This is a genomic window from Leisingera sp. F5 (genome assembly GCF_001593695.1).
Window position 1 is genome coordinate 49,229 of record NZ_LUKH01000015.1, and the last position, 10,980, is coordinate 60,208.

General features: G+C 61.7%; 14 protein-coding genes. 9 read left to right on the plus strand and 5 right to left on the minus strand.

From position 1 onward, the window contains the following. Nucleotides 1-40: 40 nt before the first annotated feature. Nucleotides 41-580, minus strand: coding sequence for a hypothetical protein (locus A2I95_RS12430; protein WP_291730071.1), 540 nt, complete (start codon nt 578-580; stop codon nt 41-43). Between the two features lie 157 nt (nt 581-737). On the opposite strand from A2I95_RS12430, the gene A2I95_RS12435 reads away from it, so the two are divergent. From A2I95_RS12435 to phbB, 6 genes are all read left to right on the plus strand, one after another. Continuing rightward, a complete protein-coding gene (locus A2I95_RS12435) occupies nt 738-1,079 on the plus strand; it encodes a hypothetical protein (RefSeq protein ID WP_291730072.1) in 342 nt (113 codons plus the stop codon). A gap of 122 nt (nt 1,080-1,201) precedes the next feature. Beyond that, nucleotides 1,202-1,600: a hypothetical protein gene (locus tag A2I95_RS12440; protein WP_291730073.1), complete on the plus strand. Its 399-nt coding sequence runs from the start codon at nt 1,202-1,204 to the stop codon at nt 1,598-1,600. Next, a complete protein-coding gene (locus A2I95_RS12445) occupies nt 1,597-2,529 on the plus strand; it encodes a sterol desaturase family protein (RefSeq protein WP_291730074.1) in 933 nt (310 codons plus the stop codon). The genes A2I95_RS12440 and A2I95_RS12445 overlap by 4 nt, the downstream gene beginning before the upstream one ends. A gap of 128 nt (nt 2,530-2,657) precedes the next feature. Continuing rightward, nucleotides 2,658-3,497 carry an EAL domain-containing protein gene (locus A2I95_RS12450; protein WP_291730075.1) on the plus strand — a complete coding sequence of 280 codons (840 nt, stop codon included), beginning with the start codon at nt 2,658-2,660 and terminating at the stop codon, nt 3,495-3,497. Nucleotides 3,498-4,036: 539 nt separating this feature from the next. Then, nucleotides 4,037-5,212 (plus strand): acetyl-CoA C-acetyltransferase, encoded by a 1,176-nt coding sequence (locus A2I95_RS12455; protein ID WP_291730076.1) that lies wholly within the window; start codon nt 4,037-4,039, stop codon nt 5,210-5,212. Nucleotides 5,213-5,400: 188 nt separating this feature from the next. Further along, nucleotides 5,401-6,123 carry an acetoacetyl-CoA reductase gene (gene phbB, locus A2I95_RS12460; protein WP_291730077.1) on the plus strand — a complete coding sequence of 241 codons (723 nt, stop codon included), beginning with the start codon at nt 5,401-5,403 and terminating at the stop codon, nt 6,121-6,123. A gap of 90 nt (nt 6,124-6,213) precedes the next feature. On the opposite strand, the gene A2I95_RS12465 is transcribed toward phbB, so the two are convergent. Continuing rightward, on the minus strand, nt 6,214-6,363 hold the full coding sequence (locus A2I95_RS12465) for a hypothetical protein (protein WP_291730078.1): 150 nt from the start codon (nt 6,361-6,363) through the stop codon (nt 6,214-6,216). Nucleotides 6,364-6,475: 112 nt separating this feature from the next. Between A2I95_RS12465 and A2I95_RS12470 the strand changes: the two genes are divergently transcribed. Together A2I95_RS12470 and A2I95_RS12475 are read left to right on the plus strand one after the other, a co-directional pair. Next, complete coding sequence (locus A2I95_RS12470; protein WP_291730079.1) at nt 6,476-7,423, plus strand: transcriptional regulator GcvA; 948 nt, start codon at nt 6,476-6,478, stop codon at nt 7,421-7,423. Then, on the plus strand, nt 7,420-8,283 hold the full coding sequence (locus A2I95_RS12475) for an EamA family transporter (RefSeq protein ID WP_291730080.1): 864 nt from the start codon (nt 7,420-7,422) through the stop codon (nt 8,281-8,283). The genes A2I95_RS12470 and A2I95_RS12475 overlap by 4 nt, the downstream gene beginning before the upstream one ends. 125 nt (nt 8,284-8,408) lie before the next feature. Here A2I95_RS12475 and A2I95_RS12480 read toward each other — a convergent pair whose 3' ends face one another. The 3 genes from A2I95_RS12480 to A2I95_RS12490 all read right to left on the minus strand — a co-directional run bounded on the left by A2I95_RS12480 (nt 8,409) and on the right by A2I95_RS12490 (nt 9,797). After that, nucleotides 8,409-8,582, minus strand: coding sequence for a DUF465 domain-containing protein (locus A2I95_RS12480; protein ID WP_259990128.1), 174 nt, complete (start codon nt 8,580-8,582; stop codon nt 8,409-8,411). 235 nt (nt 8,583-8,817) lie between these two features. After that, entirely contained in the window at nt 8,818-9,585 is a 768-nt protein-coding gene (locus tag A2I95_RS12485; RefSeq protein ID WP_291730081.1) for a methyltransferase, read from the minus strand. Beyond that, the gene (locus tag A2I95_RS12490; protein WP_027256433.1) at nt 9,582-9,797 is read right to left on the minus strand and encodes a DUF2007 domain-containing protein; all 216 of its coding nucleotides are present in this window, start codon (nt 9,795-9,797) and stop codon (nt 9,582-9,584) included. The genes A2I95_RS12485 and A2I95_RS12490 overlap by 4 nt, the downstream gene beginning before the upstream one ends. Before the next feature lie 57 nt (nt 9,798-9,854). Here A2I95_RS12490 and A2I95_RS12495 point away from each other — a divergent pair, with 57 nt between their 5' ends. Continuing rightward, the gene (locus A2I95_RS12495) at nt 9,855-10,853 is read left to right on the plus strand and encodes a polyprenyl synthetase family protein (RefSeq protein ID WP_291730082.1); all 999 of its coding nucleotides are present in this window, start codon (nt 9,855-9,857) and stop codon (nt 10,851-10,853) included. Nucleotides 10,854-10,980: the final 127 nt, after the last annotated feature.

Consider the following 10,980-nt stretch of genomic DNA (forward strand, 5'->3'; position numbering starts at 1 on the left):
TTCACGTGGCCCTGACGAGGTTTTGCTCTATTGAGGGAACCTAGTTGGACTCCGGAAATATCACGAAGTTTGCGGATTGGTCTCCGAAAACAACTTGGGTCTTTCTCTTATCTTTCTTCCCTTCAGCTTCTGCAGCGCCCCGAAACAAAATTAAAGCCCAGCTTGCTTCTTTGGTTGGAAAGCCGATCCACTCAGCGACTTCTTCGCCGAATTTGCAGCTGGTGAGGCCTTCTCTGTCAGTGGGAATTGCCAAGGTTGCAGGCGTCTGAAAACGGGCCCGGAACCCCTCTCCCTTAATGGTGCACATTGCCGCAACAGGCTTATGCGGGCCGTCGGTCATCTCTGAAGCCCGAAAGATCATATGCTGCGTTGGCGTTCCTCTAGGTGCAGGCCTGTCAGCATTTACAAACGGTGCAGGCTCCAGCGGGGCGGGTTCCGGCAATGGAGCGCAAGCAGCCGAGGCTGCAAGAGATAATGCGCAGGCAACTTTTGGCGCCCGCGTGGAACCGGAAAAAGATACTTTCAACAATCCATCCTTCACCTCTGATTTGAATTTCGGACACCAAATATCCGGCTGCATGGGAAGTCCACCACAAAGCTCTTGCTGCTGTTTCCAATGCCCTGCAGCCCTCGCTCCAGTGCCGCAATGCCTCTCCGCGTGATCCCTGCAGATTTCGTACTACTTGTAATGCGATGGACGTCCCGCTGAGACGCCCGACGATTGGGTGGAGAGTGAAATGAAACCTGTTGTGTTACTGATTGGCAAGCTGCCGCATGTGATCGGCAATGTCGCAGAGGAGCTGGACCATCTGCCGATCCACTGGCTGGGCGCGCATGACCAGCCCGAGGTGGTGCGCCAGCTGGAAACCGAGCCGCGTATCGAATGCGTAATCATGGGCGCGGGCCTGGACGACCAGATCCGCGGCGACCTCATCGGCATCATTGCGGCGCTGCGCCCGGATGTTTGCATCCATCTGAAGGACCGGTCTTCCGGCTCCGAAGGGCTGGTGCCTTTTGTTGAACAAGTGGTGCAGATGCAGGTTCTGGCAAAGCCGCAGCGCGCGGCTGCCACTGTATAATCCAGAAGCGCCGGTGCGCGGATTGCCCGCCCTTTCCTGCCGGCGGAACAGGATCCGCTTGACCCCACGCCACCTTTGACAGGTGCCTGCCCGCCCGCCAGTCTGCCCTGCGGGAGGAGACAATGCCGCTTGAACTGCTGCTGGCCCTGGTTGCGGGCGGGATATCCGCCATTGCGGTGCTGCTGCACCTGACCGGACGGTCCCAGCAGGCCGTGTTGACGGTCGAAAACAGCCGCGCCGCTTGGCTCCGCCAGTTTCCCGCGGATACCATCACACAGGTGACGCCTGCCTCCAGCGGGCAAGCCGCGCTGGTAATAACCAAGGCTGGCACCGGGCTCCTTTGGGCCTTTGGCGCTGACACCGTTGGCCGCCACCTGACCGCAGCTCAAGTCCGCGGGACCGGGACCGGGCTGCGCTTTGAGTTCAACGACTTCGCGGCCCCCGGCCTTTCCCTTTCCCTGTCAGAAGATGAGCGCCGGGAATGGCTGGCGCAGATCGCAACCGCAGCGGAGGCCGTATGAGCGGACAGATATCCTACCCTGACGTGACCCAGCTGGCGGTGCCGTTCTTCATCGCCGCCATTCTGGCCGAACTGCTGTGGATCGCCCTGAAGAAACGCGGCGGGCGGTATGAGACGCGCGATACCGTCACCTCGCTGATCATGGGGGCGGGCAGCGTTGCCGAAGGGCTGCTGCTGGGCTTTGTCGCCTGGGGGTTCCTGATGCTGCTGTGGCAGATCACGCCGCTGGACATGGGCACTTCTCTCTGGGCCGTGCTGGTGTGTTTTGTGCTGGACGATCTGCGCTATTACTGGGTGCACCGCTTGGGCCACCGGGTGCGCTGGGTCTGGGCCAGCCATGTGAACCACCATTCCAGCCAGCATTACAACCTGACCACCGCGCTGCGGCAGACCTGGACCGGCACCTTTACCTTTATGATGGTGGTGAAGGCGCCGATGGTGCTGCTGGGGTTCCACCCGGCGCTGGTGCTGTTTTGCGGCGGGCTGAACCTGATCTATCAGTTCTGGATCCACACCGAGGCCATCAACCGGCTGCCACGCTGGTTCGAGGCGGTGATGAACACCCCCAGCCACCACCGCGCGCATCACGGCCGCAATGCGCGCTATCTGGATTGCAACTATGCCGGTGTGTTCATCATCTGGGACAGGATGTTCGGCACATTTGTTCCCGAGCAGGATCACGACCGCCCCGATTTCGGCCTGGTGCACAACATCGCCAGCTTCAATCCGCTGCGGGTGGCCTTTCATGAATGGGCGGGCATTTTCAAGGACATGGCCCAGCCCGGCCTGACCTGGAAACAGCGGTTGCTTTATGCTCTTGCACCGCCGGGCTACAGCCACGATGGCAGCCGCAGCACCTCAGCCGGGATCAAGGCAGACCACCTCGCACGCCACCCCGAGGACGCGGGCACTCCCGGCTTCGGCAACTAAGGCACAATCACCCTCAACCAGCACATCATTCAAATTCGAACTTTAATTCCGCTTCAACCCTTTTGCGTGAAACTGCCGGGAGCATCATACTGTGTCACAACTTTGCCGGAACAGGGTCCCAGCAGCACATGAACATACCCCTCGACAATGCAGATTTACCTGAAGGCTCTGAAAACCCGCTGAACGCGGCGGTAACCGGCCGCGACCGCTCTACGCTGGACATGGTTGCAGATGCGGTGCGCCACAATCAGACCGTGCTGGCCTATCAGCCCATAATGCAGGCTATGGCGCCGCATGGGGTGGCGTTCTACGAGGGTTACATCCGGGTGCTGGATCCGGCCGGCCGGGTGATTCCCGCCCGCGAATTCATGCATGTGGTCGAGGACAAGGAAATCGGCCGCGAGATGGACTGCCTGGCCCTGCAGCATGGATTGCGGGCGCTGGATAAATACCCGCAGATCCGCTTGTCTGTGAACATGTCGGCCCGCTCCATCGGCTATCAGCGCTGGTCCAAAGTGCTGGACCGGTTCCTGAAACGCGACGCGACGCTGGGGGAACGGCTGGTTCTGGAAATCAGCGAAGCCTCAGCCATGGCGGCGCCGGAACTGGTCACAGACTTCATGGGGCGGATGCAGCAGCACGGGATCGCCTTTGCGCTCGACAATTTCGGCGCCAGCACCACCGCGATCGGACATTTCCGCCAGTTCTTCTTCGACGCGGTCAAGGTCGACGGTCAATTCGTGCGCGGTATTCACGCCAGTCATGACAACCAGTCCGTTGTACGCGCGCTGGTCGGCATCGCCAAGCAATTCGACATGTTCACTGTCGCGGAATCGGTGGAAAGCCAGGAGGATGCGGAATTCCTGGTCGAAAATGGCGTTGATTGCCTGCAAGGCTACCTGTTTGGCGCCCCTTCCGTCTCGCCGCCCTGGATTGAGGACATGAAGCAGCGCCGGGAGGCAAGTTGAGCGCGCCAGCGGAACCGATGCCGCAGATGATCGCGGAAATCAGACTGGCCAAAAGGATCACAGGACGCCCCCTTTGCAGGGCACGGATCTATTAGGGTGCAGTCAGGGACAGGACGCCTGTCTGCCCAGCCAGGCGGCGGCGCCGCGAACCCGCAGCCTTGGTTGGCAGCGTCTTAGCGCGCTGTCCCGATCGCATTCACATCATTGCCTCTGGCTTGATTGCCCCAGGCCTGATTGTCCCTGTCCTGACAGCCCTGCAATTTCTGCATTCTCAAAATCAGGATGGTGATGCCATTTGGGTGACGTTTCGCTGCTTTGCGGAAGGATCTCCGCCGCCTGACGGGAATCCTCTGCTGCAAGGCGTTTCTGACGGTTGACTCTGCTGCCCCCCCTGAGACACCCTGTCAATTGCTGCACGTGCAGCAATAGATTATGTCGGCACCCGAAGGATACGGGAAAGATTCTTGCGCGCTCGATTTCGCATCTGGCACGCAGAGGTCCCCCGGAAGACCTGAATTGATGGCAGAGGACCCAAATCAATGACCAATGTTGTAATCGCATCCGCCGCGCGCACCGCCGTCGGCTCCTTTGGCGGCTCGTTCGCCAGCACCCCTGCCCACGATCTGGGCGCAGCCGTTCTGGAGGCCGTGGTGGAGCGGGCCGGTGTGGACAAATCCGAAGTGTCGGAAACTATTCTCGGCCAGGTCCTGACCGCCGCCCAGGGCCAGAACCCGGCCCGTCAGGCCCATATCAATGCAGGCCTGCCGCAGGAGAGCGCCGCCTGGGGCCTCAACCAGGTTTGCGGCTCGGGTCTGCGCGCGGTTGCACTGGGTGCGCAGCACATCATGCTGGGCGACGCCTCTATTGTGGCCGCCGGCGGCCAAGAAAACATGACCCTCTCCCCCCATGCTGCGCATCTGCGGGCGGGCCAGAAGATGGGTGACATGAAGTACATCGACACCATGATCCGCGATGGTCTGTGGGACGCCTTCAACGGCTACCACATGGGCCAGACCGCCGAGAATGTGGCCGAGCAGTGGCAGATTTCCCGCGAGATGCAGGACGAGTTCGCTGTTGCTTCGCAGAACAAGGCGGAAGCGGCACAGAAAGCCGGCAAGTTCGCAGATGAAATCGCCGCCTTCACTGTCAAGCACCGCAAGGGCGACATCGTGGTTGACCAGGACGAATACATCCGTCACGGCGCCACCATGGAAGCGATGCAAAAACTGCGCCCGGCCTTTACCAAGGACGGGTCTGTCACGGCTGCCAATGCCTCAGGCTTGAACGACGGCGCCGCCGCCACCCTGCTGATGAGCGCGGATGAAGCCGAAAAGCGCGGCATCGAGCCACTGGCCCGCATCGCGTCTTATGCCACTGCAGGCCTGGATCCGTCGATCATGGGCGTCGGCCCGATCTATGCCTCGCGCAAGGCACTGGAAAAGGCCGGCTGGTCGGTGAATGACCTGGACCTGGTTGAAGCCAACGAAGCCTTTGCTGCCCAAGCCTGTGCCGTGAACAAAGACATGGGCTGGGACCCGTCGATTGTGAACGTGAACGGCGGCGCAATTGCCATCGGCCACCCGATCGGCGCCTCGGGCTGCCGGGTGCTGAACACGCTGCTGTTCGAAATGAAACGCCGCGGTGCCAAAAAAGGCCTGGCGACCCTGTGCATCGGCGGCGGCATGGGCGTTGCCTTGTGCGTTGAACGTCCGTAACCGGCACAAAACCGCAAAAAGTGAAGGGCGCCCCTGCGGCGTCCTTTTTCTTTTACAAAACAAGTATATACTATGGGTGCGACAATTTTTTCGCGGCATCGCAGCAAGATCGTCACGCAATATTGTTGCGCCCGCAAAATGAAAACTGTAGCAAGATTACCAAGAGACTAATACTGGAGGATTCTTGAATGGCACGTACTGCACTCGTCACCGGCGGTTCCCGCGGCATCGGCGCAGCAATTTCCCAAGCGCTGAAGGCGCAGGGCTGCAATGTCGCCGCCACTTACGCCGGCAATGACGAAGCCGCGGCAAAATTCACCGACGAAACCGGCATCAAGACCTATAAGTGGAATGTAGGCAGCTACGAAGACAGCGCCGCCGGCATCGCCAAGGTCGAAGAGGATCTGGGCCCGATCGACATCGTGGTCGCAAATGCCGGCATCACCCGCGACGCGCCGTTCCACAAGATGACGCCGCAGCAGTGGCAGGAGGTGATCGACACCAACCTGACCGGCGTGTTCAACACCGTTCACCCGCTCTGGCCTGGCATGCGCGAGCGAAAGTTCGGCCGCGTTATCGTGATCTCCTCGATCAACGGCCAGAAGGGGCAGTTCGCGCAGGTGAACTATGCCGCCACCAAAGCCGGCGATCTGGGCATCGTGAAATCGCTGGCCCAGGAAGGTGCGCGCGCAGGCATCACTGCCAACGCCATCTGCCCCGGCTACATCGCCACCGAGATGGTGATGGCGGTGCCGGAAAAGGTGCGCGAGTCGATCATCGGCCAGATCCCGGCCGGCCGTCTGGGTGAACCGGAAGAGATTGCCCGCTGTGTGGCCTTCCTGGCCTCCGACGACTCGGGCTTTATCAACGGCTCGACCATCTCCGCCAACGGCGCGCAGTTCTTCGTCTGATCGTTCGCTTCAGCGAAAACGGCAAGGGCCGGTCCACTTGGACCGGCCCTTTTCCTATCCCGTAAGTGCCTTATTGAGTTTAAAGCGCGCTTAGGCCCAGCGGGAAACCTTGGGGCGGAGAGCGGGCACAGGCCGCTTGCCGAACAGCCAGGTCCAGGCTTGTTTCAGCACCTGACCGCGTTCGGCATGGGCGCGGGCCATGGCGGACTTCACGGCGGCATCAGCAGAGTATTCCAGCATCTTCGGCCTCCTTTTCGAGTCAGTATCCTTTATCTGCATTCAATATGAGGACGTTCCGTAAAACATACAAACGAGACTTTCCAGAGGTTCAGTTAAGCTGTACTTGTGTGAAATGTCTGACCGCCTGCCCCCCCTCACCGCCCTGCGCGCCTTTGATGCAGCCGCCCGCCACATGTCCTTTGCCAAGGCGGCGGAGGAACTGAACGTGACCCCTGCCGCGTTGTCTTTTCAGATCAAATCTCTGGAGGAGCATCTGGGCCAGCCGCTGTTCCGCCGCTTGAACCGGGCAGTGGAGCTGACCGAGGCCGGAGAGACACTGTCACCGGGGGCAGCCGAGGGCTTCCGCACATTGGGCCAGGCCTGGCAGAACACCCGGCGGCTGCTGGATGAGACCACGCTGACAGTAACCGCCGGACCGGCGCTAACCGCAAAATGGTTGGCACCGCGGCTGTTTGAGTTTGCCCGCACACATCCGGAGATCGAACTGCGGCTGTCGGCCTCGCTCAAAGTGGTGGACCTGCGCCGCGGCGATGTGGATGTGGCGATCCGTTTCGGGGTGTCCGATGACATCGGGCTGGCGTCGTATGGCACCCGGCCCGACTGGCTGACGCCCGTGATGACGCCGGAGCTGTTTGAGCAGTTTCCAACTCCGGAGTCGCTGCAGAGAGCGCCGCTGATCTTTGACGATTCTCTGAGCAAGGTGGCACCGGGCTGCGACTGGCCTGCCTGGTTCCAGGCGGCAGGAGCGGGCTTTAGCCCCGGCAGCGGCACTCATTTTTCCGCCCCCGATCATGCCATCGACGCGGCCTGTGCCGGGTTAGGCGTGGCGCTGGGGCGGCGGCCGCTGATCATCAAGGACGTGCGCGAGGGGCGGCTGGCAGCGCCTTTCAAGATCGCCATCCAGTCAGAAGCGCGGTTCCGCTTCCTGTGCCTGCCGGAAGCCAAGGACCGGCCGCAGATTGCTGCCTTCCGCGACTGGTACTTTGCAGAGATCGAGAAAACTGCACATATGTGGGACGATTTCGAAATCATCCCGATTCAGGACCTGCAGTCCCAATGACAAAGACCCGCGCGACCGCCATTGGCTTCATCGCTGTTTTGCTGTGGGCGCTGCTGGCGCTGCTGACCGTCGGATCGGAGCCAACCCCGCCCTTGCTGCTGAATGCGCTGTGTTTCACCATAGGCGGCACGCTGGGGATGATCTGGACCGCCGCCGCAGGCAAGCTCAAACACCTGCGCCATGTGCCGCTGCGGGTCTATATCTTCGGCACCCTGGGACTGTTCGGCTACCACGCGCTGTACTTCTCGGCGCTGCGGCTTGCACCGGCAGCAGAGGCCGGGCTGATCGCCTATCTGTGGCCCCTGCTGATCGTGCTGTTTTCCGGCCTGTTGCCCGGTGAGAAGCTGAAAGCGGGGCATCTTGCCGGCGCGGCACTGGGGTTTTCCGGGGCGGCGGCCATTATCTCGGGAGGCGGTGAAGGGTTTCAGGCGCAGTATCTGCCCGGCTATGGTCTGGCGCTGCTGTGCGCGCTGACCTGGTCGGGATATTCAGTGCTGTCGCGGCTGGTGGGCGGGGCGCCGACCAGCTCGGTTGCGGTGTTCTGCCTAGCCACCGCCGTGGCCTCCTGGGGGCTGCATTTCGCGCTGGAGGAGACGGTTTGGCCTGCGGGCACGCTGGGCTGGGTTTCAACCCTGCTGCTGGGCCTCGGGCCTGTGGGGCTGGCGTTTTACGTCTGGGACATTGGCGTCAAGCAGGGCGATATTCAGATGCTCGGCACCAGTTCTTATGCGGCGCCTTTGCTGTCGACGCTGATCCTGGTGCTGGCGGGCATCGCGGCGGCCTCATGGGGGCTGGCACTGGCGGCGGCGCTGATTACCGGCGGGGCGCTGATTGCGGCACGGGCCAGTGCCCGCGGCTGACTTGAAATTTGACCATCGCTGACGGCTGGCACAACGAACAGCAATCGCAGAAAATGAAAAGAGGGCCGCCGCGCCGGGCAGGCCCTCCGAACCGTGTTGCCGGGATCCGTCCCGGCGGGAACTCTTCAGGCTACTTCAGCAGCCAACCGCTCAATCTCTTCCTTCAGCTTGAGCTTTTGCTTTTTCATTGATGCGATTTCCAGACCGTCGGTACTGGGCGATCGTTGGGCCTGTTCCACTTCCATGCTCAGATGCTCGTGCTTCTTCTTAAGTTCGGTCAGATGCGAGCTAAGGCTCATGGCAACCCTCCTTCTTTGAGCTAGATGTGTTTGACACCAAGGAGTGGACCACAAGTTTTTACGTCTGTCACGCCGCAGCCGCAGTATTTTTGTCATGAAATTTTCATATCGGCCATGCGCCGCGCATTTTGCCGCAGACGGTGGCGCATTCTGGCAGAATGCCGCTTGCATCATGTTCGCAAAGGTTGAATCCACAGCGCACTGCACCTAAGTTAGCGCCGCTCGGCGTTCCGGCTTATCCCGGCCAGGGCAAGGCCGCCCCGTCGCGCAAAACAGCCTGGATTTGCCGCCGGTAGCTGTCTCCGTCCCGTTCGTGTTTGGCGCCCTCATGCAGAATCAGCGGCGCAAACAGCCGGAAATCCGCCCGGCCGCCTTTGCGCGCGCGCAGGATCACCAGCTCCGCGGCGCGGTCAGCGCGGGGCACCAGCGGCAGCACTTCTATAGAGCCGAGGCAGCCGCTGCAGGCCGCCAGCATATCCGGCAGCCGGTCCGCCCGCTGGATCATATGCAGATAACCTTTGGGTGCCAGACGGCGGGCCGCGGTTGTGATCCAGTCTGCCAGCGGCGTGCCCTCCCCCAGAGCGACCTGCCTGCCGGCATCGCGCGCCGAACTATGGGCACCCGGTTTGTAGTAGGGCGGATTGGCGATCACATGCTGGAACTGGCGCTGTTTCAGCACCTGCGGCAGCGCGGAAAGATCGGCCTCGAACACCTCGACAGCCTGACCATTCTCCGCCGCGTTGCGCCGGGCCAGTTCCGCATAGGGCCGCTGCAGCTCAATCCCCGCCAGATGCAGATCCGGCACCCGCGCCGCAAGGCACAGCAAGGCCTGACCGGCACCGCACCCCAGCTCCAGCACGGCCTCCCCGGCCCTTGCAGGAACCGCTGCCGCCAGAAGCACCGGGTCAACCCCTGCGCGGTAGCCCTTGGCGGGCTGCCACAGCTGCACCCTGCCGCCAAGAAACCCGTTGCAGCTTAGCGCGTCCTCTGCAAATGCGTTCATTGGCCCAGCGGGATTTCATTGTCGCGCATCACCACCAGCGCATCCTCGTAGTCATCCGTTCGCACCATCAGGCGGCGCGGGAAAATTCCGATCCCGCCTTCCAGGATGCTCATATTTACGTCCATTTGAAAGCAGTCTATATCCTCACCCTCAAGAAGGGCGGAGGCAAAGGCCATGATCGTCGGATCGGTGCTGCGCAGAAGCTCTTTCATAGGATTGGATCTAAGGGCAAGGCCCCGGCCTTGTCGAGCCTTGCGAGCGGGAAAGTGATGGACCAAGTGATGACCAGGAAGCCGCATGAAATGCTGGCCGCCACGCTGAGCCAGGAGCTGGATGCTGTGAATGTGCTGATCCGGACCCGGATGGCATCGCAGCATGCGCCGCGTATACCCGAGGTGACGGCGCATCTGGTCGAGGCCGGCGGCAAACGCCTGCGGCCCATGCTGACGCTGGCGGCGGCGAAGATGTGCGGCTACGAGGGCGATCATCACCTGAAATTGGCGGCCACGGTTGAGTTCATCCATACCGCCACCCTGCTGCATGACGATGTGGTGGATGAGAGCGCCCAGCGGCGCGGGCGGCCCACCGCGAACCTGCTCTGGGACAACAAAAGCTCGGTTCTGGTGGGGGATTATCTGTTTGCCCGCAGCTTCCAGCTGATGGTGGAGACCGGCTCCTTGCGGGTGCTGGACATCCTCGCCAATGCATCGGCCACCATTGCCGAGGGCGAGGTGCTGCAGATGACGGCAGCGTCGAACCTGAAGACCGGCGAGGATATTTATCTGCAGGTGGTGCGCGGCAAGACCGCGGCGCTGTTCTCGGCGGCAACTGAAGTGGGCGGCGTGATCGCCGGCGCATCGGAAGCGCAGGTGAAGGCGCTGTTTGACTATGGCGACGCGCTAGGGATTGCCTTTCAGATTGCTGATGACCTTTTGGACTATCAAGGCGACAGCAAGGCCACCGGCAAGAACGTCGGCGACGATTTCCGCGAACGCAAGCTGACCCTGCCGGTGATCAAGGCGGTGGCGCAGGCCACGGATGAAGAGCGCGCGTTCTGGACCCGCACCATCGAGAAGGGCAAGCAGCAGGACGGCGACCTGGAGCAGGCACTGGCGCTGATGGCAAAATACGGCACGTTGGAGGCCACCCGCGCGGATGCAAATACCTGGGCGGCGAAGGCGAGGGCAGCACTTGACGCCCTGCCCGATCACGAGATCCGTACCATGCTGCGCGATCTGGCCGACTATGTGGTTTCGCGGCTGAACTGACCGGGTAAAGGGGGCGCTGCCCCCTCAGCCATTCCGGCCTCACCCCCGGAGGTATTTAGGACCAGAAAGAAGCAGAAGGGCGGCGCCGGGCTCAACGGCGGGCAAGCATCTTTGATGCGCCGGGCCG

Bases quoted from the DNA above. Each gene is read 5' to 3' on its own strand.
- A2I95_RS12440 (WP_291730073.1), top strand. From the start codon at position 1,202: ATGCCGCTTGAACTGCTGCTGGCCCTGGTTGCGGGCGGGATATCCGCC.
- A2I95_RS12490 (WP_027256433.1), bottom strand. From the start codon at position 9,797: ATGAAAGAGCTTCTGCGCAGCACCGATCCGACGATCATGGCCTTTGCC.
- A2I95_RS12465 (WP_291730078.1), bottom strand. From the start codon at position 6,363: ATGCTGGAATACTCTGCTGATGCCGCCGTGAAGTCCGCCATGGCCCGC.
- A2I95_RS12495 (WP_291730082.1), top strand. From the start codon at position 9,855: ATGGACCAAGTGATGACCAGGAAGCCGCATGAAATGCTGGCCGCCACG.
- A2I95_RS12455 (WP_291730076.1), top strand. From the start codon at position 4,037: ATGACCAATGTTGTAATCGCATCCGCCGCGCGCACCGCCGTCGGCTCC.
- A2I95_RS12485 (WP_291730081.1), bottom strand. From the start codon at position 9,585: ATGAACGCATTTGCAGAGGACGCGCTAAGCTGCAACGGGTTTCTTGGC.
- A2I95_RS12470 (WP_291730079.1), top strand. From the start codon at position 6,476: ATGTCTGACCGCCTGCCCCCCCTCACCGCCCTGCGCGCCTTTGATGCA.
- A2I95_RS12450 (WP_291730075.1), top strand. From the start codon at position 2,658: ATGAACATACCCCTCGACAATGCAGATTTACCTGAAGGCTCTGAAAAC.
- A2I95_RS12445 (WP_291730074.1), top strand. From the start codon at position 1,597: ATGAGCGGACAGATATCCTACCCTGACGTGACCCAGCTGGCGGTGCCG.
- A2I95_RS12480 (WP_259990128.1), bottom strand. From the start codon at position 8,582: ATGAGCCTTAGCTCGCATCTGACCGAACTTAAGAAGAAGCACGAGCAT.
- A2I95_RS12475 (WP_291730080.1), top strand. From the start codon at position 7,420: ATGACAAAGACCCGCGCGACCGCCATTGGCTTCATCGCTGTTTTGCTG.
- A2I95_RS12435 (WP_291730072.1), top strand. From the start codon at position 738: ATGAAACCTGTTGTGTTACTGATTGGCAAGCTGCCGCATGTGATCGGC.
- A2I95_RS12430 (WP_291730071.1), bottom strand. From the start codon at position 580: ATGCAGCCGGATATTTGGTGTCCGAAATTCAAATCAGAGGTGAAGGAT.
- phbB (WP_291730077.1), top strand. From the start codon at position 5,401: ATGGCACGTACTGCACTCGTCACCGGCGGTTCCCGCGGCATCGGCGCA.